The 16,734-nt window shown below is 67.6% G+C and carries 12 protein-coding genes and 1 pseudogene; 8 read left to right on the forward strand and 5 right to left on the reverse strand.

Features of this window, described 5'->3' with window-relative positions; all coding sequences use genetic code 11:
* On the forward strand, positions 1 to 992 hold a 992-nt coding region (locus tag BSE24067_RS24265; RefSeq protein ID WP_174904888.1), incomplete at its 5' end, for a methyl-accepting chemotaxis protein.
* Positions 993 to 1,108: 116 nt separating this feature from the next.
* Here BSE24067_RS24265 and gabD read toward each other — a convergent pair.
* Positions 1,109 to 2,578, reverse strand: a complete 1,470-nt coding sequence (gabD, locus tag BSE24067_RS24270; RefSeq protein WP_151067217.1) for an NADP-dependent succinate-semialdehyde dehydrogenase — start codon at positions 2,576 to 2,578, stop codon at positions 1,109 to 1,111.
* 90 nt (positions 2,579 to 2,668) lie between these two features.
* Entirely contained in the window at positions 2,669 to 3,952 is a 1,284-nt protein-coding gene (locus BSE24067_RS24275) for a 4-aminobutyrate--2-oxoglutarate transaminase (protein WP_151067218.1), read from the reverse strand.
* Between the two features lie 125 nt (positions 3,953 to 4,077).
* Between BSE24067_RS24275 and pdxR the strand changes: the two genes are divergently transcribed.
* On the forward strand, positions 4,078 to 5,586 hold the full coding sequence (pdxR, locus tag BSE24067_RS24280; RefSeq protein ID WP_151067219.1) for a MocR-like pyridoxine biosynthesis transcription factor PdxR: 1,509 nt from the start codon (positions 4,078 to 4,080) through the stop codon (positions 5,584 to 5,586).
* A gap of 157 nt (positions 5,587 to 5,743) precedes the next feature.
* On the opposite strand, the gene BSE24067_RS24285 is transcribed toward pdxR, so the two are convergent.
* On the reverse strand, positions 5,744 to 6,580 hold the full coding sequence (locus BSE24067_RS24285; RefSeq protein WP_151067220.1) for a DMT family transporter: 837 nt from the start codon (positions 6,578 to 6,580) through the stop codon (positions 5,744 to 5,746).
* A gap of 114 nt (positions 6,581 to 6,694) precedes the next feature.
* Here BSE24067_RS24285 and selD point away from each other — a divergent pair, with 114 nt between their 5' ends.
* The 3 genes and pseudogenes from selD to BSE24067_RS24300 all read left to right on the forward strand — a co-directional run bounded on the left by selD (position 6,695) and on the right by BSE24067_RS24300 (position 9,270).
* Positions 6,695 to 7,759: a selenide, water dikinase SelD gene (gene selD, locus BSE24067_RS24290; RefSeq protein ID WP_151067221.1), complete on the forward strand. Its 1,065-nt coding sequence runs from the start codon at positions 6,695 to 6,697 to the stop codon at positions 7,757 to 7,759.
* A gap of 35 nt (positions 7,760 to 7,794) precedes the next feature.
* Positions 7,795 to 7,962, forward strand: a pseudogene (locus tag BSE24067_RS24295) (LysE family translocator); the annotation flags it as partial.
* A gap of 228 nt (positions 7,963 to 8,190) precedes the next feature.
* Complete coding sequence (locus BSE24067_RS24300; RefSeq protein WP_151067222.1) at positions 8,191 to 9,270, forward strand: purine-nucleoside phosphorylase; 1,080 nt, start codon at positions 8,191 to 8,193, stop codon at positions 9,268 to 9,270.
* Between the two features lie 226 nt (positions 9,271 to 9,496).
* On the opposite strand, the gene BSE24067_RS24305 is transcribed toward BSE24067_RS24300, so the two are convergent.
* Positions 9,497 to 9,790 (reverse strand): DUF4148 domain-containing protein, encoded by a 294-nt coding sequence (locus BSE24067_RS24305; RefSeq protein ID WP_151067223.1) that lies wholly within the window; start codon positions 9,788 to 9,790, stop codon positions 9,497 to 9,499.
* Between the two features lie 404 nt (positions 9,791 to 10,194).
* Positions 10,195 to 11,199, reverse strand: a complete 1,005-nt coding sequence (ceoR, locus tag BSE24067_RS24310; protein ID WP_151067224.1) for a putative multidrug efflux transcriptional regulator CeoR — start codon at positions 11,197 to 11,199, stop codon at positions 10,195 to 10,197.
* A gap of 173 nt (positions 11,200 to 11,372) precedes the next feature.
* Between ceoR and BSE24067_RS24315 the strand changes: the two genes are divergently transcribed.
* Genes BSE24067_RS24315 through ceoB form a run of 3 tightly spaced genes read left to right on the forward strand, consistent with a single transcriptional unit; the run spans position 11,373 to position 16,729 of the window.
* Positions 11,373 to 12,233, forward strand: coding sequence for an alpha/beta hydrolase (locus tag BSE24067_RS24315; protein WP_151067225.1), 861 nt, complete (start codon positions 11,373 to 11,375; stop codon positions 12,231 to 12,233).
* Between the two features lie 31 nt (positions 12,234 to 12,264).
* Positions 12,265 to 13,482 (forward strand): multidrug efflux RND transporter periplasmic adaptor subunit CeoA, encoded by a 1,218-nt coding sequence (ceoA, locus tag BSE24067_RS24320; protein WP_151067226.1) that lies wholly within the window; start codon positions 12,265 to 12,267, stop codon positions 13,480 to 13,482.
* Between the two features lie 46 nt (positions 13,483 to 13,528).
* On the forward strand, positions 13,529 to 16,729 hold the full coding sequence (ceoB, locus tag BSE24067_RS24325; protein ID WP_151067227.1) for a multidrug efflux RND transporter permease subunit CeoB: 3,201 nt from the start codon (positions 13,529 to 13,531) through the stop codon (positions 16,727 to 16,729).
* Positions 16,730 to 16,734 lie beyond the last annotated feature (5 nt).

Consider the following 16,734-nt stretch of genomic DNA (forward strand, 5'->3'; position numbering starts at 1 on the left):
GGGCGTGCGGGCTGAGCGGCGGCGCGCTCGCCGCGTTCGCGGCCGCGACGGCCGGCGTGTCGGCGGCGGCCGGCTGGTGGCTCGATGCGCAGATCGTGCGTCCGCTTAAGCGGCTGCGCGACCAGGCGCTGAACGTCGCGACCGGCGAAAGCCGCCGCGGTGTGCGGATGAACCGCGTCGACGAGATCGGCATGACGCTGCGCACGATCAACCAGCTCGGGCTGATGTTCCGCTGGCTCGTCGACGACGTCAGCGAGCAGGTGCACAACGTGCAGCGTGCGAGCAACGAGATCGCGCAGGGCAACAACGACCTGAGCGCGCGCACCGAACAGGCTGCGTCGAGCGTGCAGCAGACGGCCGCGTCGATGGCCGAGATGACGGCAACCGTCGACAGCAATGCGGAGACGGCGCGCCAAGCGAACCGGCTTGCGACGTCCGCGAGCGAAGCGGCCGAGCGCGGCGGACAGGCCGCACACGAAGTCGTCACGACGATGCGCGACATCACCGACAGTTCGCGCAGGATCGCCGACATCATCGGCGTGATCGACGGGATCGCGTTCCAGACCAACATCCTCGCGCTGAACGCGGCGGTCGAAGCGGCACGCGCGGGCGAACAGGGGCGCGGTTTCGCGGTGGTCGCGGGCGAGGTGCGCGCGCTCGCGCAGCGCAGCGCGAACGCGGCGAAGGAAATCAAGACGCTGATCGGCGCGAGCGTCGAGCGGGTGGAGTCGGGTGCCCGAATCGTCGACGGCGCGGGCAAGACGATGGAGGAAATCGTCACGCAGGTGAAGCGCGTGTCGGACCTGATCGCGGAGATCAGCTCGTCGACGGCCGAGCAGAGTACGGGTGTCGCGCAGGTCGACCAGGCGGTCGTGCATCTCGACAACATCACGCAGCAGAACGCGGCGCTGGTCGAGCAGAGCACGGCGGCGTCGGAAAGCCTGAAACAGCAGGCGACGCGGCTCGTGGATGCGGTGAACGTGTTTCGTTGAAGGCTGACGCGGGAGGTGACGCGGGCACGGTGGAGAGAGGCACCGGCCCGCGTCGGGACCGCCCGGTTCCGGCCGGGCGGTCAGGGCCTGCCGCTCGCGCGGCCGGCCCCGAACCGTCACACGGCAAGACAGAGGTACTTGATCACGACGTAGTCGTCGATGCCGTAGTGCGAGCCTTCGCGGCCGAGGCCCGACTGCTTGACGCCGCCGAACGGCGCGACTTCGTTCGAGATCAGGCCCGTGTTGATGCCGACCATCCCGTATTCGAGCGCTTCGGCGACTTTCCACACGCGGCCGATGTCGCGGCTGTAGAAGTACGCGGCGAGACCGAACTCGGTGTCGTTCGCGAGGCGGATCACCTCGTCGTCGCTGCTGAACTTGAACAGCGGCGCGAGCGGCCCGAACGTCTCTTCCTTCGCGACCTTCATCGCCGGCGTGACGCCCGTCAGCACGGTCGGCTCGAAGAAGCCGTGGCCGAGCGCATGACGCTTGCCGCCCGTCACGACGGTCGCGCCCTTCGCGAGCGCGTCCTCGATGTGCGCCTCGACCTTCAGCACCGCTGCTTCGTTGATCAGCGGACCCTGCGTGACGCCCGGCTCCGTGCCGCGGCCGACCTTCAGCTGGCCGACGGCCGCCGCGAGCTTCTGCGCGAACTGGTCGTACACGGCTTCGTGCACGTAGAAGCGGTTCGTGCACACGCACGTCTGCCCGCTGTTGCGGTACTTCGACGCGATTGCGCCCTGCACGGCCGCATCGAGATCGGCGTCGTCGAACACGATGAACGGCGCGTTGCCGCCGAGTTCCAGCGACACCTTCTTGACCGTCGCCGCGCATTGCGACATCAGCAGGCGGCCGACCGGCGTCGAGCCGGTGAACGACAGCTTGCGCACGATCGGGTTCGACGTCAGTTCGCCGCCGATCGCCTTCGGGTCGCCCGTGACGACGCTGAATACACCGGCCGGCACGCCCGCGCGCTCGGCCAGCACGGCCATCGCGAGCGCCGAGAACGGCGTCGCCTCGGCCGGCTTCACGACGATCGGGCAGCCTGCCGCGAGCGCCGGGCCGACCTTGCGCGTGATCATCGCCGCCGGGAAGTTCCACGGCGTGATCGCCGCGCACACGCCGATCGCTTCCTTCGTCACGACGATGCGCTTGTCGCTCGCCGGCGTCGGGATCGTGTCGCCGTACACGCGCTTGCCTTCTTCCGCGAACCATTCGAGGAACGACGCCGCATAGCCGATCTCGCCCTTCGCTTCGGCCAGCGACTTGCCTTGCTCGGTGGTCAGGATCAGCGCGAGGTCGTCGGCGTTCTCCATCATCAGGTCGTGCCACTTGCGCAGGATCGCCGCGCGTTCCTTCGCGGTCTTCTTGCGCCACGCCGGCCATGCCGCGTTCGCGGCTTCGATCGCGTGACGCGTTTCCGCCGCGCCCATCGCCGGCACGGTGCCGAGCAGGCCGCCGGTTGCCGGGTTGCGGACTTCGAACGTCTCGCCGTTCGTCGCGCCTTGCCATTCGCCGTTGACGTACGCGTGCTGGCGGAACAGCGACGGATCGTTCAGTGCCAGGGTTTCCTGAACAGTGCTCATATGAATCACCTGCTTTGAAAAGGACGGATGAGAACGGCCGCCGCCGTCTTCACGACGGCGGCGGCGCATTCAATTGAAGCGGGCGGCCATTCAGGCCGGCACGCCGACCGTTTCCTTCAGCACTTCCTCGAGGATCGCGAGCGCTTCATCGAACACGGCTTGCGGGATCGTCAGCGGGAACAGGAAGCGCACGACGTTCGAGTACACGCCGCATACGAGCAGCAACAGGCCGCGCTCGAGCGCACGCGTCTGCACGCGCTTCGTGAATTCGGCATCGGGCTCGCCCGAACCCGGCTTCAGGAATTCGACTGCGATCATCGCGCCCGGACCGCGCACGTCGGCGATCTGCGGCACGTCGGCCTGCAGCGCGTTCAGCTTCGCCTTCAGCACGTCGCCGAGTTGCGTCGCGCGTTCGCACAGCTTCTCTTCGTCGATGATCTCGAGCACCGCGTGCGCCGACGCGACGGCCAGCGGGTTGCCCGCGTAGGTGCCGCCGAGGCCGCCGGGCGCGGCCGCGTCCATCACGTCCGCACGGCCGACGACGCCCGACAGCGGCATGCCGCCCGCGAGGCTCTTCGCCATCGTGATCAGGTCGGCCAGCACGTCGTAGTGCTGCATCGCGAACAGCTTGCCGGTGCGCGCGAAACCCGTCTGCACTTCGTCGGCGATCAGCAGGATGCCGTGTTCGTTACAGATCTTGCGCAGCGCGCGCACGAATTCGGCCGGCGCCGGGTTGAAGCCGCCTTCGCCCTGGACCGGTTCGAAGATGATCGCGGCGACGCGCTTCGGATCGATGTCGGCCTTGAACAGCATCTCGATCGCCTTGATCGAGTCGGCCGTCGTCACGCCGTGCACCGCATTCGGGTACGGCGCATGGAACACGTCGCCCGGGAACGGGCCGAAGTTCAGCTTGTACGGGGCGACCTTGCCGGTCAGCGCCATGCCCATCATCGTGCGGCCGTGGAAGCCGCCCGAGAACGCGATCACGCCCGGACGGCCGGTCGCCGCCCGCGCGATCTTGATCGCGTTCTCGACGGCTTCGGCGCCGGTCGTGAAGAACGCCGTCTTCTTCGGGTAGTCGCCCGGCGCGCGTGCGTTGATCTTCTCTGCCAGTTCGACGTACGACGCGTACGGGACGATCTGGTAAGCGGTGTGCGTGAAGTTGTTCAGCTGGTCGGCGATCGCCTTGACGATCTTCGGGTGGCGGTGGCCCGTGTTCAGCACCGCGATGCCGGCGGCGAAATCGATGAAGCGGCGGCCTTCGACGTCCCACAGCTCCGCGTTCTCGGCGCGGGCTGCGTAGAAATCGCACATCACGCCGACGCCGCGCGGGGTGGCGGCGTTCTTGCGGGCCTGCAGGTCGGCATTCTTCACGGTCATCTCCTTGATGTTCTGTCCGGTAGGTAAAAAACGGCCGCGTTGGCAGCCCATGGAGGCGACTATAATCACATTTGGCTCCGGCAATCAGAGCCATTTCAATAAATATTCAGGAGCCAATCATGCGCGCAAGCGTGTTGTCGGACTGGCTCGCGCAGCGCCTCGTGCGCGGCGGCGAGCAGCCGATCTACCGGCAGCTGCACCGGCTGCTGCAGCAGGCGATCCTGTCGCGCGAACTGCCGGCCGGCACGCGCGTGCCGTCGTCGCGGCTGCTCGCGGCCGAGCTCGGGATCGCCCGCAACACGGTCACGCAGGTTTACGAACAGCTTGCGCTCGAAGGCTATGTGAACTCGGCGACGGGCCGCGGCACGTTCGTCGCCGACAGCGCGCCGGACGAGATCGTCGGCGCGCCGGCCGACGCGGGGGCCGGCCCGGCCGTCGTGATGCCGTCCGCGCGGCGGCTGTCCGCGCGCGGCACGCGGCTCGTCGAAGGCGCCGGCGTGTCGAAGCGCCAGGGTGGCGCGTTCATGCCCGGCGTGCCCGATGTGTCGCGCTTTCCGGCGCGCGTCTGGACGCGGTTGCACAACAAGTACTGGCGGCGCCTGCGCCCGGATCTGTTGACCTACGCGCCGGGCGGCGGACTCGCGCTGTTGCGCGAGGCGCTGGCCGACTACCTGCGCACGTCGCGCTCGGTGCGCTGCACGCCCGAGCAGATCGTGATCACGACCGGCATCCACCAGTCGATCGACCTCGCGGTGCGCTTGCTGACCGATCCGGGCGACGCGATCTGGACCGAGGATCCGTGCTACTGGGGCGTGCGCAGCGTGCTGAACGTGTCGGGGCTGACCACGCGGCCGATTCCGGTCGACGACGAAGGGATTGCGCCGTCGGCCGCCGATCTCGCCGAGCCGCCGAAGCTGATGCTCGTCACGCCGTCGCACCAGTATCCGCTCGGGATGGTGATGAGCCTCGCGCGGCGGCGGATGCTGCTCGAATATGCGCGCCAGCATGGCTGCTGGATCATCGAGGACGACTACGACAGCGAGTTTCGCTACGGCAGCCGGCCGCTCGCGTCGTTGCAGGGGCTCGATACGGCCGGGCAGGTGATCTATGTCGGCAGCTTCGGCAAGACGTTGTTCCCGGGGCTGCGGGTCGGCTATCTCGTCGCGCCGGAGCCGCTCGCGGAGAGCTTCGCGACCGCGAGCGCCGAGCTGTATCGTGAAGGTCAGCTGCTGCAGCAGGCCGTGCTCGCCGAATTCATCGCGGAAGGGCACTTCGTGTCGCATATCCGCAAGATGCGCACGCTGTACGGGCAGCGCCGCGAGGTGCTGCTCGATGCGGTCGCGCGGCGCTACGGCGACACGCTGCACGCGCTCGGCAGCGACGCGGGGCTGCATCTCGTCACGCGGCTGCCGGATGGTGTCGACGATCGCGCGGTCGCGCAGGCTGCGCTGGAACGCAACATCGTCGTGCGGCCGCTGTCCGGGTATTACGCGGATCGTGAGCGTGCCGCGTCGGGGTTGCTGCTCGGTTATGCGTGCGTGCCGGAGGATGAAATCGCGACCGCGTTCGCGACGCTCGCCGAGGCGATCGACGAGCAGGCGTTCGACAAGGTGATCGCGATGGTGTGACGCGGCGGGCAGCCGCGCCGCCGCCGGGGCGACTCGTTCCCACTGCAGTGCGATGAATATGCGCGTGCCGCGGCGCGTCAGGCGTCCGTCGATCGCGGATGCGTGCTGAGCGGGTTCAATGTGCCCGGCGGCCCATGCGGGTCCGCTGGCCGGCCGTTCAGAGCCGGATCAACGCGGCGCCCGCCACCACCAGCGCACACGCGGCGAGCCGCCGCTTGCCGGGCCGCTCGCGCATCACGAACCAGCCGATCGCGACCGCGAAGACCGAGCTCGTTTCGCGCAGTGCCGATACGGTCGCCACCGGCAGGTGCCGGTACGCGAGAATCACGATCCCGTACGCGGCGAGCGAGATCGTGCCGGCGATCGCGCCCTGCGCGAGCGCGGTGCGCGAGCCGAGCACCGCGCGCGGGCCGCCGCGCCACGCGCAGACGAGCGCGAGCTGCGGCACGCTCCACAACAGGTACACCCATGCGATGTAGCCGAGCGCGCTGCCCGACACGCGCGAGCCGATTCCGTCGCAGGTCGAATACGCGGCGATGAACACGCCGGTGAGCAGCGCATACGGCACGCCTTCGCCGGAGAACCGGAAGCCGCGCCGCAGCGCGAGCGACATGATCCCGAACGACACGAGCGCGATACCGGCGAAGCCGAACGGCGTCGGCCGCTCGCGCAGCGCCGCGAGCGCCAGTACCGATACGAGCAACGGCGAGATCCCGCGTGCGATCGGATAAATCTGTCCGAACTCGCCGTTGCGGTACGCACGCGCCAGCGTGAAGCAGTACGCGACCTCGAGCGCGGCGGACGCGGCGACGTACGGCCACGCGGCGGGCGCCGGCGCGGGCAGCAGCACGGCGCCGGCCATGCCGAACGCGAGATACGGCAGCGACATCGCGCCGAGCTGGACAAGGCGGTCTTCGCTAACGTGGAGGCACGCATTCCAGATCGCGTGCAGCAACGCGGAGCACAGCACGAGGCCGATGAAGACGTGATCCATGAACGAAGGAGCCGACGGCAGCGGCGGAGGGCGGCGCCGTCAATTATGTGGGTATCGGGCGCGCTCGCACGGAATTGTCGATAATGGAACGTTGTTATTCACCGGATGCCGACGATGACCGAAGCCACCCTCACCCCGCCCGCCGTTCCGCGCCTCACGAGCCTGTCGCACGGCGGCGGCTGCGGCTGCAAGATCGCGCCGGGCGTGCTGTCCGAACTGCTGAAGCGCGCGACGCCGCCGGCGCTGTTTCCCGATCTGCTGGTCGGCACCGAGACCGCCGACGACGCGGCCGTCTATCGGCTCAACGACGAGCAGGCGATCGTCGCGACCACCGACTTCTTCATGCCGATCGTCGACGATCCGTTCGACTTCGGCCGCATCGCGGCCACCAACGCGCTGTCGGATGTCTACGCGATGGGCGGCAAGCCGATCCTCGCGCTCGCGCTGGTCGGCATGCCGATCAACGTGCTGCCGCACGAGACGATCGCCGCCGTGCTGCGCGGCGGCGAGTCGGTGTGCGCGGACGCCGGCATTCCGGTTGCGGGCGGCCATTCGATCGATTCCGTCGAGCCGATTTACGGACTCGCGGCGATCGGCGTCGTGCATCCGTCGCGCGTGAAGCGCAACGCGGCCGCGCGCGCGGGCGACGTGCTCGTGCTCGGCAAGCCGCTGGGTGTCGGCGTGCTGTCTGCGGCGCTCAAGAAGAACCAGCTCGACGACGCGGGCTACGCGCAGATGGTCGCGACGACCACCAAGCTGAACCGGCCGGGCGCCGAACTCGCCGCGCTGCCGGGCGTGCATGCGTTGACCGACGTCACCGGCTTCGGACTGCTCGGCCATACGCTCGAACTCGCCCGCGGCGCGGGCCTCACCGCGCGCGTGCACTACGCGTCGCTGCCGTGGCTCGCAGGCGTCGAGGCGTTCGTCGCCGACGGCGTCTTCACCGGTGCGTCGGGCCGCAACTGGGCCGCGTACGGCGCAGACGTGAGGCTCGCCGACGGGCTGCCGCCGGTTGCGCAGGCGTTGCTGACCGATCCGCAGACGTCGGGCGGATTGCTGGTCGCGTGCGCGCCGGAAGCGGTCGACGACGTGCTCGCGTGCTTCCGCGCCGACGGTTTCGACCGCGCGGCCGTGATCGGCGAGATGGTGGACGGGCCGTCGCGCGTCGACGTTGCGTGACGCCGGGTTCACCCACCAGATCGTTTCGACGTCAGGGCGCCGCGTGCGTGTTTGCGGGCAGCCTCGCGGGGCAGCTCGTGTTCGCGTTCGGCGGTAGCGCGATCGGGCGTCTCGTGAAATCGCCGCGGTTGCTGGCCGTGAGCCATGTCGCCGCCGCAATCGTCGTGCTCGGTTACGGCGTCGCGGGGCTGATGCGCGTGTAGCGCGGCGAGGCGCGGCCCCGATCGCACGTGGCAGCGACCCGATAGCATTCCTGATGTTCGCGACGCGGCGACGAACGCACCCGATTGCGTCACGCGACACGCACTCGTTCGCAGTGGACCCCGCCGGCCGTTTCGTAGTCCGGTTCCGCACCGCGCCCGCCCGTTCTATACTCCGTCGCGCAGTCTCCGACAGCCGTTCTCACCCAATCACCGAAACAAGGAACGCCGATGCTGACTCGCTCCATCCTTTCCGCCGCTGCATTCTCGCTCGCCGCCTGTGCGACCGCGCCGTCCATCGCGCAGGACAACCAGGGCAACGACGCAGGCAATGCCGCATTCGCCGAGACCGGTTCACATGGCCGTCCGGTCAAGGTCATGATCATCACGATGTTCGGCCCGGAAGGCCAGGCGTGGCTCGACCGGCTCGGCCCGTGGCGCGACATCGCCGTGCCCGGCCTGTCGCCCGACTATCCGGCCGTTCACTGCAACAAGCAGGACGTGTGCGTCGTGACGACCGGGATGGGCTACGCGAACGCGTCGGCGACGATCATGGCGCTTACGTTCTCGCCGCGCTTCGACCTGCGTCGCGCGTATTTCCTGGTCTCCGGCATTGCAGGCGTCGACCCCGCGCAAGGCACCGTCGGCTCGGCCGCGTGGTCGAAATATCTGGTCGACTTCAGTCTGCAATGGGAACTCGATGCACGCGAGATTCCGGCCGGCTGGAACACCGGTTATCTCGGCATCAACACGAAGAGCCCGAACGACAAGCCGCCGCTCGACTATCGCACCGAAGTGTTCCAGCTGAACCCGCAGCTGACCGACGCCGCGTATGCGCTGTCGCGCAACGTCGTGCTCGCGGACAGCGCGCAGGCCCAGGCCGCACGCGCGAAATTCACGTACGCGCCCGCGAACCGGCCGCCGACGGTGATTCAGTGCGACACGTCATCGGGGAACACGTGGTTCTCGGGCACGCTGATCGGCGAGCGCGCGCGTCAGTGGACGAAGATCCTGACCGACGGGAAGGGCACGTACTGCATGACCGCGCAGGAAGACAACGCGACGTATGAAGCGCTCAAGCGCGCGGCGAGCGTGAAGCGGGTCGATCTGTCGCGCGTCGCGGTGCTGCGCACGGGTTCCGATTTCGATCGGCCGTACGCGGGGCAGACGAGCGCCGACAACCTGCTGAACTACGCGGACCAGGGCGGCTTCGCGCCGGCTACCGAAAACCTGTACCGCGCGGGCAATCCGCTCGTGCAGGACATCGTCACGCACTGGGGCGAATGGCGCGACGGCGTGCCGCGCCGTTGATGACCGCGGTACGGTATCAGCGACACGCCGACGCGAGCGTCAATGTGATTGCGACGGGGAACGGAACGGCGTCCACACCGGAGTCGTATCGTCCCAGTGATCGAGCGGCGAAGGAAGTTGGTCGTTCATCATGTGCTCCTGCAACTAACTAACTGAATCAGCGAGTCGTCGACAACGTCGTTCGAGACGCCGCGCACCGGACAACCCGCTGCGCGGCGTCACGCGTTTACCGGCCCGCGCCGGCGAGCTGGTTGCCTTCCGGTGTCGGGCGATATGGGCCTTGTGCAAGCTCGAGCCCTTGCGGATACGACGTCGCCTTACGCAGGTACGCGAGCGTGCCGTCCTTGCGGGCCTGCTCGACTTCCGCGCTCACTTCGGCGCGCGTACGCGGGCCGTTGTGTTGCGAGTACCACGACGCGTTGCCGTAGTCGCCGGCATGCGGGGCGCTCGAATCGGCGAACGCGGGTGCGGACACGGCAAGCGTAAGAGCAAGGGCCGAGAGAAGATGGCGGTGGTTCATGGCGTAACTCCTAGAGATGTCGGAGCGGGCGCCTGAGCGCTGACTCCGGTCCCGCCAGGCGGGATCTGTTCGATGCGCAACGAGGTGCGCGACGGGGTTTACTCTAGGAGTCCGTTCCGGCGCGATAAATGCGGCTGACGCGAATTGAATTGTCGCGAGGGAGGAACAATCGCGATACGTACCTTCGGCAGGGTTATTCGACGATCGTGCACAGCCGCCTGCGGCGGGGCTCGCGGCGATGTGGCGCGATGCGGTCGGGCGATTGCCGCGCAGCGCGCAAAGGTGTGATGCAGATTCGGGAAAGACCACGCGTGCGGCCCGAAGCGCAACGCGAAGTGCGCCGAAGCGGCGCGAAGGCAGGACGGCGCGCGGACCCGATAGCCCGCGCGCCGCGAATCAGAAGATTATGCGACCCACTCGTTGATGACCGGCGTGTCGAGCGCCGGCGCGCGCTCGGCTTCCTCGAACGTGCGCTTGCTGCACGTCGCGTCGAGGCTGCCCTTGCCGCTCAGCAGCGGGCAGCGGTCGAACACTTCGGCGATCCAGTCGACGAACACGCGCACCTTCGGCGACAGATGCCGGCTGTGCGGATACACGACCGAGATCGGCATCGGCAGTGGCTTCAGGCCGGGCAACACTTCCTTGAGCCGGCCGTCGCGCAGGTGCGGCAGCACCATGAACAGCGGCGGCTGGATCAGCCCGAAGCCTTCGAGCCCGCACGTCACGTACGCATCGGCGTCGTTGACCGACACGATCGCGTTCATCTTGACCTCGACTTCCTTGCCGTCGGTCAGGAACGTCCAGTCGATCGTGCGGCCCGTCCGGCTCGAGAAGTAGTTCACGGCCTTGTGGTCGCTCAGGTCCTCGATCGTCTGCGGTTCGCCGTGCTTCTCGAGATACGCGGGCGAGGCGACCGACACGCACTCGAACAGGCCGACGCGGCGCGCGACGAGCGACGAATCCTGCAGCGCGCCGACGCGGATCACGCAGTCGACGCCTTCCTGCAACAGGTCGACAGGCCGGTCCGACAGGCCGAGTTGCAGGTCGATGTCCGGGTAGCGCGTATGGAATTCGCACAGCGACGGGATCACGAGCAGCCGCCCGATCGAACCCGGCATGTCGATACGCAACTTTCCGTGCGGCTTCCGGTTGTTGGCCTGGAAGCTCGCTTCGGTCTCCTCGACGTCGGCGAGGATCCGCACGCATCGTTCGTAATACGCGGCGCCGTCGGGCGTCAGCGACAGCCGGCGCGTCGTCCGGTGCATCAGCCGCACGCCGAGGAACGCTTCGAGATTCTGGATGATCGTCGTGACGGATGCCCGCGGCAGGCCGAGCGTTTCTGCTGCCTTGGTGAAGCTGCTTGTATCGACGACGCGAGTAAACACCTGCATGGCCTGAAGCCGGTCCATCACAACCTCCGCAATCTAATGAGCCCGCGAACAAAGAGGCTGCGCTACCGGATGGGTAAACGCAGCCTGGGATTGTTCGGGGGTGTTGAATTGTGTTGCCGGATTATAGGCATTTATCCGGATGTCTGCCGGACCCAGAATTCGTTCCATCTCGAAATGGATGCTGCATCGTCATGGACGCTTCTGAATTCAGCAAATTCCTGAAAGCCGCTTTGCCCGCCGGAGCCAGAACCGGCGCGGCACTGACGGTCGCGGACGTGGAAATCCCCGGCTACGCGCAGGACATTGCGCTGCGTCTCTATCGGCGCGCGGACAAGACCGGACTGCCGGTAGTGCTTTACTTCCACGGCGGCGGTTTCGTGCGCGGCACGCTCGACGACGCCGACTTCGCCGCGCGCTTTTTAGCAGAACGCTTACCAGCTCTCGTAGTGTCGGTCGATTATTCGCTCGCACCGGCCTTTCCGTTTCCGGCCGCACCGGAGGACGCGTATCGCGCCGCCGTCTGGGCCGCGACGCGCGCCCGTTCGTTCGGCGGCAATCCGAAGAAGATCGGCGTCGCGGGGCACGACGCGGGCGGCCAGCTCGCGAACTGTCTCGCGTTCATCGCGCGCGATCGCGGCGAAGTGCCGATCGTCGCGCAGGCGCTGTTCGGGCCGATGCTCGACCCGAGCATGACGCGCATCGGCGACGCCGAGCGCCTTTCGTCGGACATCACCGCGCGCGAATGCGCGGCCTGCTATCGCGCGTATCTGCCGCAGGCGGCGCAGCGTATGCACCCGTATGCGGCGCCGCTCGAATCGGTGCGCCTCGCCGGGCTGCCGCCGACGCTCGTCGTCACCGCGCAGAACGACGTGTTGCACGTCGAGGCGGAGAAATATGCAGGCTGCCTGATTTCGTCAGGTGTGCTCACGCAGGTGATCCGCTACCCGGACGTCACGCACGCGGCGCTCGCGACGCACGAGGCCGCGCTCGAGGAGGCCGTGCGCTTCTTCCAGTGCCGTTTCCAGGCGCGCCAGCCGAACCGTTCCGAATAACCAGACCAATCCACGCTTACCGGAGATCCACATGGCCATCCTACGCACCACCCGTTCACGAATTGCAACCGCGGCGATCGCGACGATCGCCGTCGTCGGCCTCGGCACGTTTGGCGCGATGCGCGTGAACGCGAACGCACCCGAGAAAGCGGCGGCTCCGCTGCCCGAAGTCGACGTCGCGACCGTCGTGCCGCAGACCGTCACCGACTGGCAGACCTATTCCGGCCGCCTCGAGGCGGTCGAGAAAGTCGACGTGCGCCCGCAGGTGTCGGGCACGATCGTCGCGGTGAACTTCAAGGACGGCGCGCTCGTGAAGAAGGGCGACGTGCTGTTCGTGATCGATCCGCGCCCGTACCAGGCGGAAGTCGATCGCGCGGCCGCGCAACTGGCGGCCGCGCAGGCGCGCAACGGCTACGCGCAGAGCGACTGGCAGCGCGCGCAGCGGCTGATCGGCGACAACGCGATCGCGAAGCGCGACTACGACGAGAAGCAGAACGCGGCGCGCGAGGCGAGCGCGAACCTGAAGGCGGCCGAAGCCGCGCTGGAGACGGCGCGCATCAATCTGGGCTACACGCGGATCACGGCGCCGGTGTCGGGCCGCGTGTCGCGTGCGGAAATCACGCTCGGCAACGTGGTGTCGGCCGGCGCGTCGGCCGCGCCGCTGACGACGCTGGTGTCGGTGTCGCCGATCTACGCATCGTTCGACGCGGACGAGCAGACCTACCTGCAATACATCAACGGCGCGCGCAACGGCCGCAAGGTGCCGGTCGAGCTCGGCCTCGCGAACGAATCCGGCTACTCGCGCAGCGGCGAGATCGATTCGGTCGACAACCGGCTCGACACGTCGTCGGGCACGATCCGCGTGCGCGCGCGCTTCGACAATGCGGACGGCACGCTCGTTCCCGGCCTCTATGCCCGCGTGAAGGTGGGCGGCAGCGCGCCGCACCAGGCGCTGCTCGTCGACGACGCGGCGATCAACACCGATCAGGACAAAAAGTTCGTGTTCGTGGTCGACCAGCAGGGCCGCGTGTCGTACCGCGAAGTGCAGCAGGGCATGCAGCACGGCAACCGGCGTGTGATCGTGAGCGGCCTCGCCGCCGGCGACCGCGTGATCGTGAACGGCACGCAGCGCGTGCGGCCGGGCGAGCAGGTGAAACCGCACATGGTCCCGATGACGGGCGGCGACGAGCCGTCCGCGCCGCTCGCGAACAGCGCGAAGCCGGCCGCACCGGCGAAGGCGGAATCGTAAGCGGCACGCCGCTTCGATTTCCGCGTTCAACCAGACAGAGCTACAGATGAACATTTCCAAATTCTTTATCGACCGGCCGATTTTTGCGGGAGTCCTATCGGTGATCATCCTGCTCGGCGGGGTGATCGCGATGTTCCTGCTGCCGATTTCGGAGTATCCGGAAGTCGTGCCGCCTTCGGTGATCGTGAAGGCGCAGTATCCGGGCGCGAACCCGAAGGTGATCGCCGAGACGGTCGCGTCGCCGCTCGAAGAGCAGATCAACGGCGTCGAGGACATGCTCTACATGCAGTCGCAGGCGAACAGCGACGGCAACATGACGATCACCGTCACGTTCAAGCTCGGCACCGATCCGGACAAGGCCACGCAGCTCGTGCAGAACCGCGTGAACCAGGCGTTGCCGCGCCTGCCGGAGGACGTGCAGCGGCTCGGCATCACGACGGTGAAGAGCTCGCCGACGCTGACGATGGTGGTCCACCTGATCTCGCCGGACAACCGCTACGACATGACGTACCTGCGCAACTACGCGCTGATCAACGTGAAGGATCGCCTGTCGCGGATCCAGGGCGTCGGTCAGGTGCAGCTGTGGGGTTCGGGCGACTACGCGATGCGCGTGTGGCTCGATCCGCAGAAGGTCGCGCAGCGCGGCCTCGCGGCGGAGGACGTCGTGCAGGCGATCCGCGAGCAGAACGTGCAGGTCGCGGCCGGCGTGATCGGCGCGTCGCCGTCGCTGCCCGGCACGCCGCTGCAACTGTCGGTGAACGCGCGCGGCCGTCTGCAGACGGAAGACGAGTTCGGCGACATCGTCGTGAAGACGACGCCGGACGGCGGCGTCACGCACTTGCGCGACATCGCGCGGATCGAGCTCGACGCGTCCGAATACGGGCTGCGCTCGCTGCTCGACAACAAGCCGGCCGTCGCGATGGCGATCAACCAGTCGCCGGGCGCGAACTCGCTGCAGATCTCCGACGAGGTGCGCAAGACGATGGCCGAGCTCAAGCAGGACATGCCGGCGGGCGTCGACTACAAGATCGTCTATGACCCGACGCAGTTCGTGCGTTCGTCGATCAAGGCCGTCGTGCACACGCTGCTCGAGGCGATCGCGCTGGTCGTGATCGTCGTGATCGTGTTCCTGCAGACGTGGCGCGCATCGATCATTCCGCTGATCGCGGTGCCGGTGTCGATCGTCGGCACGTTCTCGCTGCTGCTCGCGTTCGGGTATTCGATCAACGCGCTGTCGCTGTTCGGGATGGTGCTCGCGATCGGTATCGTGGTCGACGATGCGATCGTGGTCGTCGAGAACGTCGAGCGCAACATCGAAAGCGGGATGAACGCGCGGCAGGCGACCTACAAGGCGATGCAGGAAGTGAGCGGGCCGATCATCGCGATCGCGCTGACGCTCGTCGCCGTGTTCGTGCCGCTCGCGTTCATGTCGGGCCTGACCGGCCAGTTCTACAAGCAGTTCGCGATGACGATCGCGATCTCGACGGTGATCTCGGCATTCAACTCGCTGACGCTGTCGCCGGCGCTGTCCGCGATCCTGCTGAAGGGCCACGGCGACAAGGAAGACTGGCTCACGCGCGTGATGAACCGCGTGCTCGGCGGTTTCTTCAAGCGCTTCAACAAGGTGTTCCATCGCGGCGCGGAGAACTACGGCCGCGGCGTGCGCGGCGTGCTGTCGCGCAAGACGCTGATGCTCGGCGTGTACCTCGTGCTCGTCGGTGCGACCGTGCTCGTGTCGAAGATCGTGCCGGGCGGCTTCGTGCCCGCGCAGGACAAGGAATACCTGATCGCGTTCGCGCAGCTGCCGAACGGCGCGTCGCTCGACCGCACCGAGAAGGTGATCCGCGACATGGGCTCGATCGCGCTGAAGCAGCCGGGCGTGGAGAGCGCGGTCGCGTTCCCGGGGCTGTCGGTGAACGGCTTCACGAACAGCTCGAGCGCGGGCATCGTGTTCGTCACGCTGAAGCCGTTCGCGGAGCGGCACGGCAAGGCGCTGTCGGCCGGTGCGATCGCCGGTGCGCTGAACCAGAAGTACGGTGCGATCAAGGATTCGTTCGTCGCGGTGTTCCCGCCGCCGCCGGTGCTCGGCCTCGGCACGCTCGGCGGGTTCAAGATGCAGATCGAGGATCGCGGCGCGGTGGGCTATGCGAAGCTGTCGGACGCGACCAACGACTTCATCAAGCGCGCGCAGCAGGCGCCGGAGCTCGGCCCGCTGTTCACGAGCTACCAGATCAACGTGCCGCAGCTGAACGTCGATCTCGACCGTGTGAAGGCGAAGCAGCTGGGCGTGCCCGTCACCGACGTGTTCAACACGATGCAGGTGTATCTCGGCTCGCTGTACGTGAACGACTTCAACCGCTTCGGGCGCGTGTACCAGGTGCGCGTGCAGGCCGATGCGCCGTTCCGTCAGCGCGCGGACGACATCCTGCAGTTGAAGACGCGCAACGACAAGGGCGAAATGGTGCCGCTGTCGTCGCTGGTGACGGTGACGCCGACGTTCGGTCCGGAAATGGTCGTGCGCTACAACGGCTACACGGCGGCCGACATCAACGGCGGCCCGGCGCCCGGCTTCTCGTCGGGTCAGGCGCAGGCCGCGATCGAACGCATCGCGCATGAAACGCTGCCGCGCGGCGTGCGGTTCGAATGGACCGACCTCACGTACCAGCAGATCCTCGCGGGCGATTCGGCGATGTGGGTGTTCCCGATCAGCGTGCTGCTCGTGTTCCTCGTGCTCGCCGCGCTGTATGAAAGCCTGACGCTGCCGCTCGCGGTGATCCTGATCGTGCCGATGAGCATTCTGTCGGCGCTGACGGGCGTGTGGCTCACGCAGGGCGACAACAACATCTTCACGCAGATCGGGCTGATGGTGCTGGTGGGGCTGTCCGCGAAGAACGCGATCCTGATCGTCGAATTCGCGCGCGAACTCGAGCATGACGGCAGGACGCCGCTCGAGGCCGCGATCGAGGCGAGCCGGCTGCGGCTGCGCCCGATCCTGATGACGTCGATCGCGTTCATCATGGGCGTCGTGCCGCTCGTCACGTCGACGGGCGCCGGTTCGGAAATGCGCCATGCGATGGGCGTCGCGGTGTTCTTCGGGATGCTGGGCGTGACGCTGTTCGGGCTGATGCTCACGCCGGTGTTCTACGTCGTGCTGCGCACGCTCGCGGGCGGCAAGATCCACGTCGCCGGCAAGGACTCGGCCGGTTATGGCGTGTCGCCGTCGAATGCTTCGGCATCCGATGCTTGAGGATA

It is taken from the genome of Burkholderia latens (assembly GCF_902499045.1).
Taxonomy (GTDB): domain Bacteria; phylum Pseudomonadota; class Gammaproteobacteria; order Burkholderiales; family Burkholderiaceae; genus Burkholderia; species Burkholderia latens.

Excerpts from the sequence above, each read along its gene's own strand:
- gabD (WP_151067217.1), bottom strand. The coding sequence starts at position 2,578 with ATGAGCACTGTTCAGGAAACCCTGGCACTGAACGATCCGTCGCTGTTC.
- pdxR (WP_151067219.1), top strand. The coding sequence starts at position 4,078 with ATGCGCGCAAGCGTGTTGTCGGACTGGCTCGCGCAGCGCCTCGTGCGC.
- BSE24067_RS24285 (WP_151067220.1), bottom strand. The coding sequence starts at position 6,580 with ATGGATCACGTCTTCATCGGCCTCGTGCTGTGCTCCGCGTTGCTGCAC.
- selD (WP_151067221.1), top strand. The coding sequence starts at position 6,695 with ATGACCGAAGCCACCCTCACCCCGCCCGCCGTTCCGCGCCTCACGAGC.
- BSE24067_RS24300 (WP_151067222.1), top strand. The coding sequence starts at position 8,191 with ATGCTGACTCGCTCCATCCTTTCCGCCGCTGCATTCTCGCTCGCCGCC.
- BSE24067_RS24305 (WP_151067223.1), bottom strand. The coding sequence starts at position 9,790 with ATGAACCACCGCCATCTTCTCTCGGCCCTTGCTCTTACGCTTGCCGTG.
- ceoR (WP_151067224.1), bottom strand. The coding sequence starts at position 11,199 with ATGGACCGGCTTCAGGCCATGCAGGTGTTTACTCGCGTCGTCGATACA.
- BSE24067_RS24315 (WP_151067225.1), top strand. The coding sequence starts at position 11,373 with ATGGACGCTTCTGAATTCAGCAAATTCCTGAAAGCCGCTTTGCCCGCC.
- ceoA (WP_151067226.1), top strand. The coding sequence starts at position 12,265 with ATGGCCATCCTACGCACCACCCGTTCACGAATTGCAACCGCGGCGATC.
- ceoB (WP_151067227.1), top strand. The coding sequence starts at position 13,529 with ATGAACATTTCCAAATTCTTTATCGACCGGCCGATTTTTGCGGGAGTC.